General features: G+C 71.2%; 21 protein-coding genes. 6 read left to right on the forward strand and 15 right to left on the reverse strand.

Translation table 11 applies throughout. From position 1 onward, the window contains the following. The first annotated feature begins 9 nt into the window (after nucleotides 1-9). Complete coding sequence (locus tag QQM39_RS13665) at nucleotides 10-216, forward strand: hypothetical protein (RefSeq protein WP_301996970.1); 207 nt, start codon at nucleotides 10-12, stop codon at nucleotides 214-216. Nucleotides 217-569: 353 nt separating this feature from the next. Here the strand turns inward: QQM39_RS13665 and QQM39_RS13670 are convergent, their stop codons facing one another. Further along, the gene (locus tag QQM39_RS13670; RefSeq protein ID WP_301996971.1) at nucleotides 570-1,223 is read right to left on the reverse strand and encodes a M15 family metallopeptidase; all 654 of its coding nucleotides are present in this window, start codon (nucleotides 1,221-1,223) and stop codon (nucleotides 570-572) included. Between the two features lie 324 nt (nucleotides 1,224-1,547). Here QQM39_RS13670 and QQM39_RS13675 point away from each other — a divergent pair, with 324 nt between their 5' ends. After that, a complete protein-coding gene (locus tag QQM39_RS13675) occupies nucleotides 1,548-3,023 on the forward strand; it encodes a glycosyltransferase family 39 protein (protein ID WP_301996972.1) in 1,476 nt (491 codons plus the stop codon). Nucleotides 3,024-3,221: 198 nt separating this feature from the next. On the opposite strand, the gene QQM39_RS13680 is transcribed toward QQM39_RS13675, so the two are convergent. Both QQM39_RS13680 and QQM39_RS13685 read right to left on the reverse strand, forming a co-directional pair. Then, complete coding sequence (locus tag QQM39_RS13680; protein ID WP_301996974.1) at nucleotides 3,222-3,455, reverse strand: hypothetical protein; 234 nt, start codon at nucleotides 3,453-3,455, stop codon at nucleotides 3,222-3,224. A 79-nt stretch (nucleotides 3,456-3,534) separates the two neighbouring features. After that, complete coding sequence (locus QQM39_RS13685) at nucleotides 3,535-4,689, reverse strand: inorganic phosphate transporter (RefSeq protein WP_301996975.1); 1,155 nt, start codon at nucleotides 4,687-4,689, stop codon at nucleotides 3,535-3,537. A gap of 190 nt (nucleotides 4,690-4,879) precedes the next feature. Here QQM39_RS13685 and QQM39_RS13690 point away from each other — a divergent pair, with 190 nt between their 5' ends. Next, complete coding sequence (locus QQM39_RS13690) at nucleotides 4,880-5,638, forward strand: VOC family protein (protein WP_301996976.1); 759 nt, start codon at nucleotides 4,880-4,882, stop codon at nucleotides 5,636-5,638. Here QQM39_RS13690 and QQM39_RS13695 read toward each other — a convergent pair. The 6 genes from QQM39_RS13695 to QQM39_RS13720 all read right to left on the reverse strand — a co-directional run bounded on the left by QQM39_RS13695 (nucleotide 5,625) and on the right by QQM39_RS13720 (nucleotide 8,815). Further along, on the reverse strand, nucleotides 5,625-5,867 hold the full coding sequence (locus QQM39_RS13695; protein ID WP_301996977.1) for a hypothetical protein: 243 nt from the start codon (nucleotides 5,865-5,867) through the stop codon (nucleotides 5,625-5,627). The genes QQM39_RS13690 and QQM39_RS13695 overlap by 14 nt on opposite strands. Beyond that, complete coding sequence (locus QQM39_RS13700; protein ID WP_301996978.1) at nucleotides 5,864-6,196, reverse strand: DUF952 domain-containing protein; 333 nt, start codon at nucleotides 6,194-6,196, stop codon at nucleotides 5,864-5,866. The genes QQM39_RS13695 and QQM39_RS13700 overlap by 4 nt, the downstream gene beginning before the upstream one ends. A gap of 9 nt (nucleotides 6,197-6,205) precedes the next feature. Further along, entirely contained in the window at nucleotides 6,206-7,432 is a 1,227-nt protein-coding gene (locus QQM39_RS13705) for an RNA polymerase sigma factor (RefSeq protein ID WP_301996979.1), read from the reverse strand. Between the two features lie 7 nt (nucleotides 7,433-7,439). Next, a complete protein-coding gene (locus QQM39_RS13710; RefSeq protein WP_301996980.1) occupies nucleotides 7,440-7,856 on the reverse strand; it encodes a YciI family protein in 417 nt (138 codons plus the stop codon). A 96-nt stretch (nucleotides 7,857-7,952) separates the two neighbouring features. Then, nucleotides 7,953-8,204 carry a hypothetical protein gene (locus QQM39_RS13715; protein WP_301996981.1) on the reverse strand — a complete coding sequence of 84 codons (252 nt, stop codon included), beginning with the start codon at nucleotides 8,202-8,204 and terminating at the stop codon, nucleotides 7,953-7,955. Nucleotides 8,205-8,230: 26 nt separating this feature from the next. Beyond that, nucleotides 8,231-8,815 carry a dihydrofolate reductase family protein gene (locus QQM39_RS13720; protein ID WP_301996982.1) on the reverse strand — a complete coding sequence of 195 codons (585 nt, stop codon included), beginning with the start codon at nucleotides 8,813-8,815 and terminating at the stop codon, nucleotides 8,231-8,233. Nucleotides 8,816-8,937: 122 nt separating this feature from the next. Between QQM39_RS13720 and QQM39_RS13725 the strand changes: the two genes are divergently transcribed. Then, nucleotides 8,938-9,528: a TetR/AcrR family transcriptional regulator gene (locus QQM39_RS13725; RefSeq protein WP_301996983.1), complete on the forward strand. Its 591-nt coding sequence runs from the start codon at nucleotides 8,938-8,940 to the stop codon at nucleotides 9,526-9,528. Between the two features lie 21 nt (nucleotides 9,529-9,549). On the opposite strand, the gene QQM39_RS13730 is transcribed toward QQM39_RS13725, so the two are convergent. The 3 genes from QQM39_RS13730 to QQM39_RS13740 form a co-directional block, all read right to left on the reverse strand. After that, on the reverse strand, nucleotides 9,550-10,143 hold the full coding sequence (locus QQM39_RS13730) for a GNAT family N-acetyltransferase (RefSeq protein ID WP_301996984.1): 594 nt from the start codon (nucleotides 10,141-10,143) through the stop codon (nucleotides 9,550-9,552). 284 nt (nucleotides 10,144-10,427) lie between these two features. Further along, nucleotides 10,428-11,567 (reverse strand): family 2 encapsulin nanocompartment cargo protein polyprenyl transferase, encoded by a 1,140-nt coding sequence (locus QQM39_RS13735; protein WP_301996985.1) that lies wholly within the window; start codon nucleotides 11,565-11,567, stop codon nucleotides 10,428-10,430. Between the two features lie 66 nt (nucleotides 11,568-11,633). After that, the gene (locus QQM39_RS13740; RefSeq protein WP_301996986.1) at nucleotides 11,634-13,040 is read right to left on the reverse strand and encodes a family 2B encapsulin nanocompartment shell protein; all 1,407 of its coding nucleotides are present in this window, start codon (nucleotides 13,038-13,040) and stop codon (nucleotides 11,634-11,636) included. A 315-nt stretch (nucleotides 13,041-13,355) separates the two neighbouring features. Here QQM39_RS13740 and QQM39_RS13745 point away from each other — a divergent pair, with 315 nt between their 5' ends. Continuing rightward, the gene (locus QQM39_RS13745; protein WP_301996987.1) at nucleotides 13,356-13,946 is read left to right on the forward strand and encodes an N-acetylmuramoyl-L-alanine amidase; all 591 of its coding nucleotides are present in this window, start codon (nucleotides 13,356-13,358) and stop codon (nucleotides 13,944-13,946) included. Between the two features lie 66 nt (nucleotides 13,947-14,012). Then, nucleotides 14,013-14,915, forward strand: a complete 903-nt coding sequence (locus tag QQM39_RS13750; protein WP_301996989.1) for a 1-aminocyclopropane-1-carboxylate deaminase/D-cysteine desulfhydrase — start codon at nucleotides 14,013-14,015, stop codon at nucleotides 14,913-14,915. A gap of 19 nt (nucleotides 14,916-14,934) precedes the next feature. Here the strand turns inward: QQM39_RS13750 and QQM39_RS13755 are convergent, their stop codons facing one another. From QQM39_RS13755 to QQM39_RS13765, 3 genes are all read right to left on the reverse strand, one after another. Continuing rightward, entirely contained in the window at nucleotides 14,935-15,384 is a 450-nt protein-coding gene (locus QQM39_RS13755; protein WP_301996990.1) for a toll/interleukin-1 receptor domain-containing protein, read from the reverse strand. 101 nt (nucleotides 15,385-15,485) lie between these two features. Then, the gene (locus QQM39_RS13760; RefSeq protein ID WP_301996991.1) at nucleotides 15,486-17,081 is read right to left on the reverse strand and encodes a Na+/H+ antiporter; all 1,596 of its coding nucleotides are present in this window, start codon (nucleotides 17,079-17,081) and stop codon (nucleotides 15,486-15,488) included. After that, entirely contained in the window at nucleotides 17,072-17,218 is a 147-nt protein-coding gene (locus tag QQM39_RS13765; protein ID WP_301996992.1) for a hypothetical protein, read from the reverse strand. The genes QQM39_RS13760 and QQM39_RS13765 overlap by 10 nt, the downstream gene beginning before the upstream one ends. Between the last annotated feature and the right edge of the window lie 10 nt (nucleotides 17,219-17,228).

The following is a 17,228-nucleotide window of genomic DNA, read 5'->3' on the forward strand; positions in this document are numbered from 1 at the left end:
GAATCAGAAATGAGTGACGCGCCTGAGCTCTGGAAAGTGGTCATCGCCCTACAAGCGACAGCAGAACAGAAGGACGCTCTCGTTGACCGCTTCGTCGACGCCATCTGCCCAGATCCGAACCATGAGGGTTGGTGCGATACGCCGTGGGCCGTCCATGTGATCGAGGGCGGCTCACTCAGCGCAGATGAGCAAGAGCGGCTACGGGACGAGATTTAAGGACACGATGGAAGGCTGACCCGCGACTGCACCCTGCCGACCGTGTCATCTGACTCAAGGGGGCCACCCCGAGTCGGCAGCCAGTCCGCACACAGTCCGCAGGACACCCGATCAGGACCGTCGCGCCCCATCGCTAGCCATCAAGAAAAGGCCAGGTCAGCGCCCCATACGAAGAATCCCCGCAGGTCACCGACCCGCCCCATTGCTAGGAGACCAAGAAGGCCTGATCTCCGATCACCTGGCCCACTTGACCGCACCCGGCCCTCAGGCCGCCGAACACGGCGTCCATAACGGTCCGGGTGCGGTTTTGTTTGCCCCCGGCCACGTCGCGCAGCACACGTTCCCCCCGCAGCTCAATCCAGTTCCCGCGGCCCGTACATCGCGCTGTCGGCTCCGCTGGAAAGGGCCCAGTAGCGGTCGCCGTACGACCAGTGCCACCACTCGGTGGGGTAGTTCACCAGGCCCGCAGCGGTCAGGGCGTCACTGAGTAGCCGCCGGTTGGCCCGGGCTGCGGAGCCGATGTTCTCGGCATGGGTGTAGCAGGCGCCGTCGCTCTCTTCCGGGTTGGCGTTGACCGGGGTTCCCATGTCGAGTTCCCGGCCGTCGGCGCAGACGAGAGTGAGGTCCACCGCGGCGCCGGCGCTGTGCGGTGCGATCTCCGGCGGCGACACGTACCGGCTCGCGGCCCGGCGAACCCGGGTCGGGGACCAGTCCGGGTTGTCGGCTCGCAGGTTGTCGGCGTACCGCTCGAAGTAGCGGCGCTGCAGTGCGGGCGGCCGGTATCCCTCGACGAACAGCAGACGGATCCCGTCCGGGAGCAGCTTCTGAGCGTCGAGAAGACGTATCAGAACCCCTTCTCGCAGGTGCGCGAACGCCCCTGTTCCATCGGCCTTGCGGGAGTCCACGGCGAGGGGTTCGTGGAGCCGGACGTCAACGAGTGGTTCGCCGCGGTCGGCCACCGGGATCGCCGCGATCTTCGGATCTGACATCAGCACGATCTCGTTCATGCACTGACTCATTGCCGACCGTCCCCTTCAGCGGTGGCCGCTCTAACCCGCGGCGCCGAACCGGCAATCGCTAGCGAACCGGAGTAAATCGACCGCTCGGCAGGCTCAAGGTTGCCTGCATGCGCGGTGATTGTGTTCACGCGCCGGACGGTGGCCGCGGATCATCCCCGTCCCGTAACTTTTGCTGGGTTCACGGGGGAAGCGAGCAAAGTTCCGATCCACCCCCGTCTCCGCCCGCGCGGCCGAGGCGGGGTGCGGCGTGCTGTGCGACGAGCGGGCGAGTGGGGACCACATCACCCGGCGGTCTCTCCCCCGCCGTACGGAATGTCGATCCCCCGGGAGAAACCCCTGCGCCGCCGCCCGCCCCTCTGGCCGATACCCCTGCTGTGGACCCTCGCCCTCGGGCTGTGGGGGCTGTCCCGGCAGCACAGCGTGTGGCGGGACGAGGCCGCGACCTGGCAGGTGGCCCGGCGGTCCGTCGGCGACATCTGGCACATGCTGGGGCAGGTCGATGCCGTGCACGGGCTCTACTACCTGCTGATGCACGCGCTCTTCGAGTGCTTCGGGCCCGGCACCACGACTCTGCGGCTGCCCTCCGTACTGGCCACGGCGGTGGCGGCGGCCTGCGTGGCGGTCATCGGCCAACGGCTGGCCGGGGCCTGGGCGGGCCTGGCGGGAGGGCTGGCGTTCGGGCTGCTCCCGGCCGTCCAGTTCTATCTCCAGGAGGGCCGCCCGTACGCGCTCGTCGCGGCCGGGGCCGGGATCTCCACCCTCTTGCTGATGACCGTCCTTCAGGGGCGCGGCCGAGCGGTGCACTGGGCTGCGTACGGGGGCACGGTGGCGGTGTGCGGGCTGCTGAACTGGCTGTCGCTGCTGATCCTGCCCGCGCACCTGGCGACCCTGCTCTGGACCCGGGCCGGGCGGCGGACATGGCTGCGGTGGGCGGTGGCCGCGACGGTCGCCCTGCTGGCTGTGCTGCCGTTGATCCTGTTCAGCCGGCGCCAGTCCGCCCAGGTCTCCTGGATCCCGCCGCTGACCTGGCACATGATGATCGGCCCCGCGATCCTGCTGGCGATCGGCGCTCTCGGTGCCCTGCTGGACCGGCCGCGCGAGGGCCGGCTGTCCGTGGCCGCCGTCGGGCTGCCGCTGCTCGCGGTGCCGCAGCTCGGCCTGCTCGGGCTCTCCCTGGTCCGGCCGCTGTTCCTGGACCGCTACGTCCTGTTCAGCATGCTGGGCCTGGCCCTGCTGATCGGCACGGCGCTGGGCACGGCCGTACGGGCGGCCGGGCCGCGGTTCCCGAGAGCGTCGACGTGGCTGGTCCCGGTGGTGGTCACCGTGGCGGTCGTGGGGCTGTTGCCGCAGTCGCTGGCCAAGCGGTCTCCGGCCAGCAGGGTGGACGACGTCCTGGCCGTGGCGGCGGACGTGCGGCGGCTGAAGCAGGCCGGGGACGCGGTGGTCTTCATACCGGCGGCCCGGCGCGACACCTCCCTCGTCCGCCCCGCCGACTTCGCCGGACTGCGGGACGTCGCGCTGGCGGAAAGCCCCGTGGCGTCGGGGACGCTGAAGGGCGAGGAGGCGGGGCCGGCCCGGATACGGAGCGCGATGTTGGCCCAGCGGCGCATACTCCTGGTCACCGACGTGCCCGGGGTGGCACGGCCGGTGTCGGCGGAGCGGGACAGGACGAAGACCGCCGTGCTGAGGGAGCACTTCACGGTGGTGGCGGACGTGCAGGTCCGCGGGCGGCGTGTGACGGCGTACGAACGGCTCGGAACGCTCGGAACAGCGGACACCGCTGGCTAGGCCCTGTCGTCAAATTCCCGCCGTCCGCCCGAAGGGCGGGCCGCGCGGCGTCAGGTGCGGCGAGTGGGGGGTGCCCCCTCTGGGGAGCGTGCATGGCGTCGCGCGGCAGGCGGGAATTTGACGACAGGGCCTAGGGGCCCGGCCGCCGCTCCTCCGGCCGAGCCCCGTCAGCCGTCCGCCGCCCCCGTCAGTGAGACTTCAGTGGAACTGCGGCACGATCAGATAGATCCCGTACGCCACCACCGCCGCGCAGGCGACAAAGCACAGCCCGGCCTGGGCGGCGGCGAGGGTGGACGTGCCGCCGCCCTCCTCGCGGGCCCCTTCGTGGCGAGCCAGGCCCAGCACGCCGAGGGCGAAGACGGTGACCACGGCCACCGTCACGGCGAGGCTCACCGCGGCGACCTGGCCGAGCGCGGTCCAGTCGAGGTTCATGATGTGAACTCCCCTTGTCTCATACGGCCTTGTCTCATACGGCCGCTTCTCATACGGCCGCGTCTCAAGCGACCGCGTCTCAAGCGGCTGTGCCGACCTTCGTCGGCTCCGCGGTGCGGAGCGTGACCTCGTGGGTGTCGTTGACGTTGTGCGCGGACACCGGGTTGCGGCGGGAGGCGAGCACGATGCCGCCGGCCACCGCCGCGCCGACCAGCGCGACCACGGCCGTACCGATGTCGCCGCCGTGCTTGACCACGCTCGCCGAGACGCCGCCGACCAGCGCGGCGGCGGGCAGCGTGACCAGCCAGGCCACGACCATGCGCCCGGCCACACCCCAACGCACCTCCGCCAGACGGCGGCCCAGCCCGGCGCCGAGGATGCTTCCGGAGGCGACCTGCGTGGTGGACAGTGCGAAGCCCAGGTGGGCCGAGGTCAGGATCACCGTCGTGGATGCGGTCTCGGCGGCGAAGCCCTGCGGGGACTGAATCTCCGTCAGGCCCTTGCCCATCGTGCGGATGATCCGCCAGCCGCCGAGGTAGGTGCCGAGACCGATGGCCAGGCCGGCCGAGGCGATCACCCACAGGGGCGGACCCGCGTCGGCGCCGAGCGCCCCCGCCGAGATCAGGGTCAGCGTGATGACTCCCATCGTCTTCTGCGCGTCGTTGGTGCCGTGGGCGAGGGAGACCAGCGAGGCCGAGGCGATCTGGCCGAGGCGGAAGCCCTTGGTGACCGTCTGCTTGCGGGCGCGAGAGGTGAGCCTGTACGCCAGGTACGTGGCCAGCAGCGCCGCGACCCCCGCCACCAGCGGCGAGGCCACCGCCGGGATCAGCACCTTCTCGACAACCTTGTCAAAGTGCACGCCATGCGACCCCGCGCCCACCCAGACGGCCCCGATCAGCCCGCCGAACAGCGCGTGCGACGAGCTGGACGGCAGCCCGACCAGCCAGGTGAGCAGATTCCACAGGATCGCCCCCACCAGGCCCGCGAAGATCATGCCCGGGGTGACGAGTGTGTCGTCCACGATGCCGCCGGAGATCGTCTTGGCGACCTCGGTGGACAGAAAGGCACCGACGACGTTCAGGACGCCGCTGATGAGTACCGCCGTCTTCGGTTTGAGCGCCCCCGTGGCGATGGAGGTGGCCATCGCGTTCGCCGTGTCGTGGAATCCGTTGGTGAAGTCGAAGGCGAGGGCCGTCACGATGACGACCGCCACCAGGAACGTGATGTGGTCCATTCCCCAATGCAAACAAGCGCGGACCAATTCGCGGAGAACCCATGGCAAAGCGTGTCCCAGGAGCCGACGCGCGATTGGTAAGGGTCCTGCAAAGCCGGCGTGGTGAAAGCTCCAGGGCGTCGAGGGCGTTCAGGGCGTCGCTACGGCTGCGGCAGGCCCGCGACCGCATCGGCGGATCTACGATCGCTCCATGCGCATCCGCTGGACGTACGCCTTCGTCGACCGCCCCGCCGCGTCCTTCGCCCGGGCCCACGCCTTCTGGACCGCCGTGACGGACACGCGGCTGTCCGAATTCCGCGGCGAGCAGGGAGAGTTCGTGACCCTGCTGCCGGGCGGTGGGACCGACCCCTGCGTGAAGGCCCAGGGGGTCGACTCGGGCGCCGGTGGGGCGCATCTCGACTTCGCCGTGGACGACGTACCGGAATTCGTGGAGGCGTCACTTCGGCAGGGTGCGGGCTGCGTCGCCGAGCACGAGGGCTGGGCCGTGCTGCGCTCGCCCGCCGGGCAGTTGTTCTGTGCCGTGCCCTGGCACGGGGAGTCGGTACGGCCGCCCGTGGTCCGCGGCAGCCGGCTCGACCAGGTCTGCCTGGACGTACCGCCGTCGCTGTACGACGCCGAAGTCGCCTTCTGGAGCGGCCTGTTGGCGGACTGGGCGTCGGCGCCCGGCTCCCGCCCCGAGTTCCATGTGCTCAGGCCTCCGGCCGGGCTGCCCGTCCGTATCCTGCTCCAGCGGCTCGGCGAGGAGCGGACCGGAGAGGAGCGGCTCGCCTCCGCCCACCTGGACCTCGCCTGCGCGGACGTCGCGGCGACCCGCGCCCGGCACGAGGAACTGGGCGCGACGTTCGTCGCCCAGGGCGCCCGCTGGACGGTGATGCGCGACCCGGCGGGCGGCGTGTACTGCCTGACGAGGCGGGATCCGGAGACCGGCGGGCTGCCTATCGGACCTTGAACACGCAGGCGTAGGCCACAGTCCCGCCCGGTTCGGGCGTGGGGCGGGGGCAGTCGCCGCCGTCCGCCGTCGACGTCGGCATCGGGCTCCGCCCCTCCCCGACGTACGGCGCCCGGGCCTCGACCGAGTCCTGAATGAACAGGGTCAACCCACCGCCGACGGCCACGAGCGCCATCCACACCCCGACGACCCACCGCCACACCCTGCGCCGCCGCTCTCCCACGGTCACCCCCACCGCTCCACATTCACCACCGCGTCCACCCGAATGGGCCCGTACACATGCGGGAACTCCTCGCCCCCGGGCTCCGGCGCCTCGTACCTCAGCGGCACATCGAGCCGCGCGGGGTCCACGACCAGCACCACCAACTCGTCGGGGCCGTCGTAGGAGCCGTACAGGAAGGCCGCCACGGTCGGGAGCTGGGTGCGGGTCGAGCAGTGGATGAAGCCCTCCTCCTGGAGCGTGCGGCCGCGTGTCGAGATCTCGTACGTGCCGTGCTCGCGCGCCGCGTCCCACAGGGAACGTTCGGTGATGTGGAGGATGTACGTCTGTTCGGGCATGGGCACACGCTACGACCTCAACCGTGCCGCCCGCGCTTGCAGATAGCGCTGCTCCGGCAGGCTCAGGGTCTTGGCGGCCGCGGCCTCGTAGGCGGCGCGGGCCTCGCCGTGGGCGCCCGCCCGCTCCAGAAGGTGCCCGCGGACCGCGTCCAGGCGGTGCCCTGCACCCAACTCGTCGTCCAGAACGGCCAGTTCGGCCAGACCCGCACGCGGGCCCCGGACCATGGCGACGGCCACCGCCCGGTTGAGCCGCTCGACGGGTCCGGGGACGAGGCGTACGAGGACGTCGTAGAGGCCGAGGATCTCCTGCCAGTCCGTCGCCTGCGCGGAGGGTGCCTCGTCGTGGACGGCGGCGATGGCGGCGCGCAGCTGGTACGGGCCGGCGCGGCCCCGGGAGAGGGCGCGGGTGACCAGGGCGACGCCCTCCTCGATCGCGGCCTTGTCCCAGCGGTCGCGGTCCTGTTCGTCGAGGGGGACGAGCTCGCCGTGCGGGCCGGTGCGCGCGTCGCGGCGGGCGTCGGTGAGCAGCATCAGGGCCAGCAGGCCGGCCGCCTCGCCGTGGTCGGGGAGGAGCCGGTGGACCTCGCGGGTCAGCCGGATCGCCTCCCCGGCGAGGTCCCGCCGCGTCAGGCTCGTGCCCGAGGTCGCCGTATAGCCCTCGTTGAAGATCAGGTACAGGGTCTGCAGGACCGCGGGCAGCCGGTCCTCCCAGTTGTCGGGGTGCCCGAACCGCACGCCGCGAACCTTCTGCTTGGCCCGGCTGATGCGCTGAGCCATGGTCGCCTCGGGGACGAGATGGGCGCGGGCGATCTCCGCCGTGGTCAGACCGCCGACGGCACGCAGGGTGAGGGCGATCTGGGCGGGCGGGGTCAGGTCGGGGTGGCAGCACAGGAAGAGCAGGGTGAGGGTGTCGTCCTCGCGGGGAGCACGGTCCGTCCCCGGCGTCGGCGCCGTGAAGGCATCCCGTGGCGTCAGCGCCGCGGCCTTCTCCTCCCGGGCTCGGCGCGCCTGCTCCGCGCGCAGGGCGTCGGTCAGCCGGCGTGCGGCGACCTTGATCAGCCAACCGCGCGGATTGTCGGGGACGCCGGCCCGCGGCCACTGCTCGGCCGCCGCGAGCAGGGCCTCCTGTACGGCCTCCTCGGCGGTGTCGAAGTGGCCGTACCGCCGCACCAGCGCGCCGAGGACCTGCGGCGTGCAGCGGCGCAGCAGGTCCTCGGTCTCGGGTGTGGCGCTCATGTACGGCTCAGCAGACGTCCCCGGCGCCGTCCAGGATGGGCCGGATCACCACCGGGTACACGGGCGCCCCGGCCGGCTGGGGGCAGCGGGTGATGCGCTCGGCGATCTCGGTGACCCGCTCCAGGCTCGCGCAGTCCAGCACCCAGTAGCCGGCCAGCAGCTCCTTGGTCTCGCTGTACGGCCCGTCGGTGATCACTGCCTTGCCGTCGTCGCCCAGGGTGACGTGCCGGACCTTCGCGGGCTCGGCCAGTCCCTGTCCGTCGATCATCTCGCCGGTCTCGGCGAGGTCGTCGTTGATGGCCTGCATGTAGGCGTACATCGCCTGGATCTCCTCCTGGCTCCAGGCCACGGAGTGCTCGGACGCCTTGCCCTGCATCGCCTCGTAGTCCGCCTGTGTGCCCTGCACCATGACCAGGTACTTCATCGGTCCGCTCCTTCGGTTTCCGTCGGCTCGGGCCGCCCTTGGCGGGCGGCTCTCACAGGGGACGTCGGAGCCGGGCCGGGATTCTCGACAAGGGGTTCAGGAATTTTTCGCGGTGGGTGTCGCAGGCTGCTCGGCCTGTTGTTCGCGCTTCGGCTCGTGCTTCGGCTCATGCTTCTGCGCGTACTTTTCCTCGCGCTCCGCGTCGTCCTCGGCGCACGCGCCGCACTCGGGGTTCCGGCACGGGACGGGCACCCATGTGGGGACCCAGACGCCCAGCGTCTTGTGGCGCCGGACGACCGTATCGACGGGCTGTCCGCATTCGGGACAGACGTGCTCTTCGCTGCCCATGTCCCCAGGGTAGGGCGGGGGACCGCTCAGCGCTTCCTGCTGTACGTACGGACCACGGCGCCGTTGCCGAACGTCCGCGCCCCGTCGAGGGTGAAGTCCGTGCCGGCGAAGTCCGAGCCGAACATCGGCATGCCCGTGCCGTACACGACGGGGTAGGTCTTGATGACGAGCTCGTCGATCTCGTCGAGCAGTTCACCCGCGATCTGCGAGCCTCCGCACAGGTAGATGCCGAACTCGCTGTCCTCGGCCTTGAGTTCGCGCACGTTGGCGACCAGGTCGTCGCCGATGATCTCGACGTTCGGGTCGGGTGACTTGGTCAGGGTGCGCGAGGCGACGTACTCGCGCAGGTGGGCGTAGGGGCTGGTGATGCCCTCCTGCAGGGCCACGTCGTAGCTGCCCCGGCCCTGGATGATCGTGTCGAACCTCTTGTTGTCCAGGTCGTCGATGCCGAGGGCCCGGCGGACGTGGGTCGGCAGGGTCTCCGGATACTCGCTCTTCACGAACCCGAAGAACTCCTCGTCGGCGAAGCGAACCATGTCCGACCCGTCGCCGCCCGGGTCTCCGATGAACCCGTCGATCGAACAGGCGATGTAGTACGTGAGCTTTCGCAAGCCGGTCTCTTTTCGTAGGCTGGTCAACCACTTCGGTTGTAGTGCTTCAGTTGTAGTACTTCGCTTGTAGTGGTTGCAAGGGTATTTCCGGAGACGGACGTAAGTGGGAGAGGGGCTTCCGCATGGCGGGCAATCCGGAGCGCCGGGCCGCGCTCGTCGACGCGGGCGTCGAGGTGCTGGCGCGCGAGGGGGCGCGCGGGCTGACGTTCCGCGCGGTGGACGCCGAGGCAGGGGTGCCGGTCGGCACCGCCTCCAACTACTTCACCGGGCGCGACGACCTGCTCCGCCAGATCGACACCCGGCTGCACGTCCGGCTGGCGCCCGACCAGGAGCTGATCGCCGGTCTGATGACCCGGCCGAAGGACCGCTCCCTGGTCGCCGCCTTCATGCACGACCTGATGGCCCGCGCCACCCGCGACCGAACGGGCTACCTGGCCCTGCTGGAGATGCGCCTGGAGGCCAACCGGCGCCCCGGACTGCGCTCCTCCTTCACCAAGTCGGTGCGCGGCGACCTGGAGGAGGGCATGGAGTTCCACCGCGCCGCCGGGCTGCCCGGCGGCGACGAGATCGTCACCGTGCTCTACCTCGCGATGCTCGGGCTGCTCCTGGAGCACCTGACGCTGCCGGACGTGCTGGACGGCGTCCTGCCCGGGGTGAGCGTGCCGGACGGGCTGGTGGAGCGGATCGTGGAGACGGTCGTACCGGAGGGGTAGAGCAGGGCTGCGGGGGTCGGCTCAGCCGCGCGGCTCGCGCCACATCGGCCACATCCGGGGGCCGTCCGGGAGGTCGAGGGGACGGCCCTCGGGTCCGAAGCCGAGGCGCTCGTACAGCTTCCGGCTCCGGTCGCTGCTCGCCTCCAGATAGGCGGGCAGGCCGTCCCGGTCGCAGCGGTCGAGGACCGAGTTCATGAGCGCGGTGCCCAGGCCCTCGCCCTGGTGCTCGGGTGCCACGGCGATCATCCACAGGTATTCGTGCGCACGGCCGGAGGGATGGATACCGGCTGTCAGGCGGCCGATCAGCTCGACGCGCTCGTTCTCCGGGTCCACGGCCTCGCGCAGCCGCGCGGGCCCTTCGTCGTCATGGTCCTGCTCGTCGGCCGGCACCGACATCCACAACGCGCACGCGGTGCCGTCCTCGGTGATGTCGATACGGCCGACGGAGAACACGATGTCGGTGAACGCGGCCATGAGCTCGGGGTGGGCGCTACGGCGGTGCTCCTCGCCCGGGAACACCCAGCCGCTGACCGGATCGTCCTGGAAGGCCGCGTCCAGCAGCCGGACCACCAGCTCCCGGTCCTCCGCGCCCGCCGTCCGGATCCGCACCCCCATGTCCATCCGCCCCCTTCACGTCAACCGGCCTTGATCGTAGGGCGATCGGAGCGGGCGTGCCGTCCGCGGAACGACTTTGTCGAGATCTGTCCGGTGCTGGGGCCGACACGCCGGCCGGCGCACAGGGACGGGCCCCGCACACCGTGGGGATGTGCGGGACCCGCCGGTCCGGAGCCGCCCGGCGGCCGTACGGGGTCAGGAACCGTACGGCCCCGAGGGCTCCGGGGTCTCGACGACCGTCGGCTGCCGCGGCCGGGCGAGGCGGGCTTCGGCTGCCGCGGCCCTCAGTTGCTGCGCCGCGTCACGTACTCCGCGAGGGCCAGCAGTCCGCCCGCCTGCTCCGGGTCGGGGACCGCGCGGGCCAGTTCCTGCATGGCACGGGCCATCCGGTCGGCGGCCTGGGCCTGCGCCCAGTCACGGCCACCCGCCCGCTCGACGGCGAGGGCGGTCGCCTGCAAGTCCTCCTTGTCGTACGGCAGCTCGTACAGCGCGGCCAGTTCCGCCGCCGCCGGACCGCCGGAGGTCAGCGCGGCGACGACCGGCAGGGACTTCTTGCGGGCGGCGAGGTCCGCGCCGGCCGGTTTGCCGGTGTGGCTCGGGTCGCCCCATATGCCGATCACGTCGTCGATGAGCTGGAAGGCGAGCCCGGCCTCACGGCCGAACGCGTCCAGCGCCGCCACGTCCTCGTCCGCCGCGCCCGCGTACAGCGCGCCGATGGCGCAGGCGCACCCCAGCAGCGCGCCGGTCTTGGCCTCGGCCATGCCGAGCACCTCGTCGAGGCCGACGTCACCGGGGCCCCGCTTCTCCATCGCCGTGTCCGCGTGCTGACCGGCGCACAGCTCGACGACGCAGGACGCGAGGCGGGCGGCGGCGGCCGTGGACGCCGGGTGCGGGTCCTCGGCGAGCAGCCGCAGGGCCAGCGCCTGGAGGGCGTCCCCGGCGAGGATCGCGTCGGCGTCGCCGAACACCGCCCATGCGGTGGGCCGGTGCCGACGGGTGGTGTCCCGGTCCATCACGTCGTCGTGCAACAGCGTGAAGTTGTGCACCAGTTCCACCGCCACAGCGGCCCGTACGGCCGCCGTCCGCGCCCCCGGACCGCCGAGCGCGGCGGCCGCGGTGAGCACGAGGGCGGGACGGATCGCCTTGCCCGCGTTGTCCGCCGCCGGGGTGCCGTCCGGGTGCTCCCAGCCGAAGTGGTAGCGCGCGATCCGGCGCATGGAGGGCGGCAACGACTCGATCGCGGCACGCAGTTCGGGGTCGACCGACGCCCGGACGTGCTCCAGGATCACCGCCGCCTCGGGCCCGTCGAGCGGACCCGCCCCGCCGTCCATGTCGGTCGTGATCGGCCTTCGCCTTTCGAGCGTCTCGGTGGACGGCCGCGCCCCGGCAGGGCGCGGCTCGGCCTCCGTCATGAACTCACCCATGGCATCGCCTCGGACCCGGCCTGCGGGCGGCGGGACTTCGGGCGGACAGGGTCCGGGCGGGGCAGGTCACCGCCAGCGCCCGATCTCGACGTTCTCCAGCACACCGAGGGCGTCCGGCACCAGGACCGCGGCCGAGTAGTAGGCCGTCACCAGGTACTTGATGATGGCCTGTTCGTTGATGCCCATGAAGCGGCAGGACAGGCTCGGCTCGATCTCGTCCGGGATGCCGGCCTGCTGGAGCCCGATGACACCCTGCTCCGCCTCGCCGGTACGCATGGCGATGATCGAGGTCGTACGGGCCTCGGTGACCGGGATCTTGTTGCACGGGAAGATCGGCACCCCGCGCCAGGTGGGGATGCGGTTGCCGGCCATCTCGATGGTCTCGGGGACCAGCCCGCGCTTGTTCAGCTCACGCCCGAACGCGGAGATCGCGCGCGGGTGGGCGAGGAACAGTTTGGTGCCACGCCGCCGGCAGAGCAGCTCGTCCATGTCGTCGGGGCTGGGCACGCCGTCGTGCGGCTGGAGCCGCTGGTCGTACTCGCAGTTGTTGAGCAGCCCGAACTCGCGGTTGTTGATGAGCTCGTGCTCCTGGCGCTCCTTCAGGGCCTCCACGGTCAGCCGGAGCTGCTGCTCGGTCTGGTTCATCGGCTGGTTGTAGAGGTCGGCCACGCGTGTGTGGATGCGCAGCACGGTCTGGGCGACGCTCAGTTCGTACTCACGGGGCCTGGCCTCGTAGTCGACGAAGGTGTGCGGGATGTCGGGCTCACCGCTGTGGCCGGCGGCGAGGTCGATCTCCTTCTCGCCGTACTTGTTGGTGCGCTGTTCGGGGATCGCCCGCAGCTCTTCGAGGTGCTCGCGCAGGGAGTCGGCGCGCTCGGCGATCTGCTCGACATCCTGGCGGGACAGGACAAGCACCGTGCACGCGGTGACCGCGCGGGCCGTGTACTCCCAGATCGCGTCCGAGTCGAGCAGCGCCTGCTCACCGAGGTAGGCCCCGTCGGCGAGGACTCCCAGGGACTCGTCCTCCCCGTACGGACCCGTGCCGATCTTCTCCACCCTGCCGTGCGCCAGCAGGTACACCTCGTCGGTCTGGCTGCCGAACGAGGCGATCACGTTCCCCGCCGCGAACTCCCGCTGCTGGCAGCGCTGGGCGAGCTCGGCGAGCACCTCTTCGTCCTCGTACGACCGCAGGGCGGGCAGTTCGGTCAGCTCGGCGGGGATGACCTCGACCCGGTCGCCGGTCTTCACGAACGTGATACGACCGTCTCCGACGGCGTAGGTCAGACGCCGGTTCACCCGGTACGTGCCGCCCTGCACATTCACCCATGGCAGCATGCGCAGCAGCCAGCGGGAGCTGATCTCCTGCATCTGGGGCGCGGACTTGGTGGTGGTGGCCAGGTTCCGCGCCGCCGCTGTGCCGAGACTCTGCTGCGGCTTGTCCTGCTCCGTGCGGACCTCTTCGCCTACCGACATAAGGAATTGCCCTCCCGGTCATGCACCGGCGCCGATCTGGCGCCACGCATCGCGATCTGCACGACCGAGCCTTCCATCACGGGGTGCGCCGGTGCTATTACACGAAAGAGCGGGAATGGATCAACGGTTCACTGGGCAAATAGAGGGCTCTTGTCCACTCGTGAAACCAGGGCGCCCGCCCCGTCCAAGCCGCGGCGATGTCCGAAATGACTCGCACACCGTGCGATTCAAGGATCCCGTCTGCCCGTTTTCGGTAAGTCACCGATACGAGCCGGCCGCGCACGGCGGCCGACGCACGGCACGAAGGAGGCGGTCATGGCCTCACCCATGTCCGCGAGCAGATTCCTGGAGAGACTCAGGGCGGAGGGCGCGACGGTCGTCGAGGTCGGCGACTGGGAGCACCACAACCGCAACCACGTGGGCCCTTGGGGCCCCGTCCACGGCGTGATGATCCACCACACGGTGACCAAAGGCAGCGCACACACGGTGGAGCTCTGCCGCAACGGCTACGAAGGGCTGCCGGGGCCGCTGTGCCACGGCGTCATCACCAAGGACGGCAGGGTCCACCTCGTCGGCTACGGCCGCGCCAACCACGCCGGGCTCGGCGACGACGACGTACTGCGGGCGGTCATCGCGGAAGAGGCCCTGCCTGCCGACAACGAGGCCAACACCGACGGCAACCGCCACTTCTACGGCTTCGAGTGCGAGAACCTGGGTGACGGACAGGATCCGTGGCCGGAGCCCCAGCTGGAGGCGATCGAACGGGTCTCGGCAGCCGTCTGCCGCCATCACGGATGGACGGAACGGTCGGTGATCGGCCATCTGGAGTGGCAGCCGGGGAAGGTGGATCCGCGCGGGTTCACGATGGCGTGGATGCGGGAGCGGATCCGGGAGCGGCTGAAGTAGGACGGGGCGCGGGAGCAGCCTGGGCAGGGGCAGCCGTACCGCCGGGGTCCGGGCGACAATGGCCAGGTGACCGGCCCCGACCTCACCGCACTCCGCCCCCGGCTCCCCTCCCCCTTGCAGGAGGCGGCCGACGAGCGGTTCACGCGTCGTGGCGTCCGGCTGCTCCTCAAGCGCGACGACCTGATCCACCCGGAGCTGATCGGCAACAAATGGCGCAAGCTCGCGCCGAACCTGACGGCCGCGGCCGGCCGCCCGATCGTCACCTTCGGCGGCGCCTACTCCAACCACCTGCGCGCCACCGCCGCGGCCGGCCGGCTCCTCGGCGTGCCCACGGTCGGCGTGGTGCGCGGCCAGGAACTGGCCGACCAGCCCCTCAATCCGTCACTGACGCGATGCGTGGCCGACGGTATGCGGCTGCATTTCGTCGACAGATCGACGTACCGCCGCAAGACCGACCCGAAGACGCAGGCGGCCATCCTGGGCGCGGCGGGCGCGGAGGGGGCGTCCGTCGTCCCGGAAGGCGGCAGCAACGCCCTTGCCGTACGAGGGTGCCGGGCGCTCGGCGAGGAGCTGCGCGGGCAGGCCGACGCCGTCGCGATCGCGTGCGGCACGGGCGGCACGCTGGCCGGCCTCGCCGCGGGGCTCGGCCCCGGTCAGCGGGCCCTCGGCATCCCTGTCCTCAGGGGCGGCTTCCTCGGCGACGACATACGGGGCCTGCAGGCCGAGGCGTTCGGCGGTCCGCGCGGTGACTGGCGGCTGGACGAGCGGTTCCATTTCGGCGGGTACGCCCGGACGTCGCCCGAACTCGACGACTTCGCCGAGGATTTCGAGGAACGGCATGGAGTGCGCGTCGAGCGTCTCTATGTCGCCAAGTTGCTGTATGGGCTTGTCGCGTTGGTGGAGGAGGGAGCCTTCGAGACGGGGGCCGCGGTTGCCGCGGTGATCACCGGGGCTCCGTTCGCGGGGTGAGAGCCGAACGTGGGGCCGGCTACGGCCGTTTCCGGCCCGGAAACGCCGGGCGCTCGGTCGGCCGCCCCTCCCCGCTCACCGCGGCCCGCAATGCCTCGACGGCGGCGGCCTCGTCCAGCCCGTGCAGGTTGGTGCGCACCTTCGCGGCGAACATGGGATCGACGTCGTGGTTGGTCAGGGGCTCCACCGCGAGCGGAAGGACCCGGTCCCGGCGGGCGACGAGCGCGGACCGCTCCTCCTGGGTCCAACGCCCGTCCTCGAAGTACGACTTGGAGAACAGAGCCACGACGGTGTCCGCCTTCTCCAGCCCCTCGTCCATCCGCCGGACGAAGTCGTCCCCGGTCCGCCAGTCCCACACGTCGAGTTCGACAAGGTGACCATCCTGCTCGAGATGCCACGCCACCCACTCGGCCCACAACCGGTCCGCCCCCGCGTAACTGATGAAGAACCGCCGTGAGGTGCCGGTCATCGAGCCCTCCCCCGAGTCACCCAGTACCGATCGTGCCCCGCCAATGATCCACCGTCAGAGGCGCACGCGGTAGGGAGACGCGCACGCCGCCGCCCGGCCGCTCACCCCGCCTCCCGATAGGCCGCCGCCTCCTCCAGGTCCAGTCTGCGCAGCAGCGTCCGCAGCATCTCGTCGTCGATATGGCGACCGTCCCGCAGCTTCACGAACACCGTGCGCTCGGCGCCGATCACCTCACGGGACAGGCGCCGGTAGGTGTCGTCGACGGACTCGCCGGTGACCGGGTTGGCCTGGCCCAGCCGTTCCCAGACGGAGTTGCGGCGCCGTTCCAGGACGGCACGCAGGCGGTCGGCCAGCGGGCCCGGGAGGGCATTGCGTTCGTCGGAGAGGAGTTCCTCCAGGCGGAGCTCGGCGACGCGGGAGGCCTGCGCCTGGGCGTTCGCCTCGGCGAGGGTCTCGGCCTGTGCGTCCCGGCCGGGGAGTCTCAGCAGGCGGATCAAGGGCGGCAGCGTCACGCCCTGGACGACCAGCGTGCCGATGACCGTCGTGAAGGTCAGGAAGAGGATGAGGTTGCGCTCGGGGAAGGCCTCGCCCCCGTGCACCGTGAGCGGGATCGAGAAGGCGATGGCCAGCGAGACCACGCCACGCATCCCGGCCCAGGAGATGATGAACGGCCCCTTCCAGGTCGGGTTGTCCTCACGCTCCCGGATCCGGGCCGACAGCAGGCGCGGCAGGAAGGTCGCCGGATACACCCACACGAACCGCGAGACGACGACCACGACGAAGACGGCGACCGCGTACCAGGCGGCGCGCCCGCCCTCGTACTCCCCGAGGCCCTTGAGGACCACCGGCAGTTGCAGTCCGATGAGCGCGAACACCGCCGACTCCAGCACGAACGCGACCATCTTCCACACCGCCTCCTCCTGGAGCCGGGTGGCGAAGTCGACCTCCCACGCGCGGTGCCCCAGGTACAGCGCGACGACCACGACGGCCAGCACCCCGGAGGCGTGCACCTGCTCGGCGGCCGCGTACGCGACGAACGGGATGAGCAGCGAGAGCGTGTTCTTCAGCAGCGCTTCCTTCACATGCGTGCGCAGCCAGTGGAGCGGCACCATCAGCACCAGTCCCATCCCGATGCCGCCGAGCGCCGCGAGCAGGAACTCGCCGATGCCGCCGGCCCAGGTGGCGCCCTCCCCGACGGCGGCCGCGAGCGCCACACGGTAGGCGGTGATCGCGGTGGCGTCGTTCACCAGGGACTCGCCCTGCAGGATCGTGGTGATCCGGGACGGCAGCCCCACCCGGCGCGCGACCGCCGTCGCCGCGACCGCGTCCGGCGGCGCCACCACCGCGCCCAGCACCAGCGCCGCGGTCAGCGGCAGATCCGGCACGACGAGATACGCGGCCCAGCCGACGGTGAAGGTCGCGAAGAGCACGTAGCCCACCGACAGCAGCATCACGGGCCGCATCTGGGCCCGCAGATCGAGATACGAACTGTCCGTCGCCGCGGTGTGCAGCAGCGGGGGCAGCACCAGGGGCAGGACGATGTGCGGGTCGAGGGTGTAGTCGGGCACCCCCGGGACGTACGACACCGCGAGGCCCGCGGCGACGAGCAGCAGCGGCGCCGGCACGGGGGACCGCCGGGCGGCAGCGGCCACCGCGGCACTGCCGGCCACCAGCAACAGCAGCGGCATCACGTCCATGCTTCTCGCCCGCCCTCGTCCGTCACGGTGCCCACGCGCGCGTGCACCGCGGCACGGCGGCCCCCGCCCTCGATCATCGGTCGTGGACCGCACTTGATCATCGCCGTACGCCCGCCCTCGTTTTTCCGCGCGGCCATCCTCGCGACC

Origin of the sequence: Streptomyces sp. DT2A-34 (assembly GCF_030499515.1) — a bacterium.
Lineage (GTDB): Bacteria > Actinomycetota > Actinomycetes > Streptomycetales > Streptomycetaceae > Streptomyces.

Excerpts from the sequence above, each read along its gene's own strand:
- QQM39_RS13665 (WP_301996970.1), top strand. The coding sequence starts at position 10 with ATGAGTGACGCGCCTGAGCTCTGGAAAGTGGTCATCGCCCTACAAGCG.
- QQM39_RS13670 (WP_301996971.1), bottom strand. The coding sequence starts at position 1,223 with ATGAACGAGATCGTGCTGATGTCAGATCCGAAGATCGCGGCGATCCCG.
- QQM39_RS13675 (WP_301996972.1), top strand. The coding sequence starts at position 1,548 with ATGTCGATCCCCCGGGAGAAACCCCTGCGCCGCCGCCCGCCCCTCTGG.
- QQM39_RS13680 (WP_301996974.1), bottom strand. The coding sequence starts at position 3,455 with ATGAACCTCGACTGGACCGCGCTCGGCCAGGTCGCCGCGGTGAGCCTC.
- QQM39_RS13685 (WP_301996975.1), bottom strand. The coding sequence starts at position 4,689 with ATGGACCACATCACGTTCCTGGTGGCGGTCGTCATCGTGACGGCCCTC.
- QQM39_RS13690 (WP_301996976.1), top strand. The coding sequence starts at position 4,880 with ATGCGCATCCGCTGGACGTACGCCTTCGTCGACCGCCCCGCCGCGTCC.
- QQM39_RS13700 (WP_301996978.1), bottom strand. The coding sequence starts at position 6,196 with ATGCCCGAACAGACGTACATCCTCCACATCACCGAACGTTCCCTGTGG.
- QQM39_RS13705 (WP_301996979.1), bottom strand. The coding sequence starts at position 7,432 with ATGAGCGCCACACCCGAGACCGAGGACCTGCTGCGCCGCTGCACGCCG.
- QQM39_RS13710 (WP_301996980.1), bottom strand. The coding sequence starts at position 7,856 with ATGAAGTACCTGGTCATGGTGCAGGGCACACAGGCGGACTACGAGGCG.
- QQM39_RS13715 (WP_301996981.1), bottom strand. The coding sequence starts at position 8,204 with ATGGGCAGCGAAGAGCACGTCTGTCCCGAATGCGGACAGCCCGTCGAT.
- QQM39_RS13725 (WP_301996983.1), top strand. The coding sequence starts at position 8,938 with ATGGCGGGCAATCCGGAGCGCCGGGCCGCGCTCGTCGACGCGGGCGTC.
- QQM39_RS13730 (WP_301996984.1), bottom strand. The coding sequence starts at position 10,143 with ATGGGGGTGCGGATCCGGACGGCGGGCGCGGAGGACCGGGAGCTGGTG.
- QQM39_RS13735 (WP_301996985.1), bottom strand. The coding sequence starts at position 11,567 with ATGGGTGAGTTCATGACGGAGGCCGAGCCGCGCCCTGCCGGGGCGCGG.
- QQM39_RS13740 (WP_301996986.1), bottom strand. The coding sequence starts at position 13,040 with ATGTCGGTAGGCGAAGAGGTCCGCACGGAGCAGGACAAGCCGCAGCAG.
- QQM39_RS13745 (WP_301996987.1), top strand. The coding sequence starts at position 13,356 with ATGGCCTCACCCATGTCCGCGAGCAGATTCCTGGAGAGACTCAGGGCG.
- QQM39_RS13755 (WP_301996990.1), bottom strand. The coding sequence starts at position 15,384 with ATGACCGGCACCTCACGGCGGTTCTTCATCAGTTACGCGGGGGCGGAC.
- QQM39_RS13760 (WP_301996991.1), bottom strand. The coding sequence starts at position 17,081 with ATGGACGTGATGCCGCTGCTGTTGCTGGTGGCCGGCAGTGCCGCGGTG.
- QQM39_RS13765 (WP_301996992.1), bottom strand. The coding sequence starts at position 17,218 with ATGGCCGCGCGGAAAAACGAGGGCGGGCGTACGGCGATGATCAAGTGC.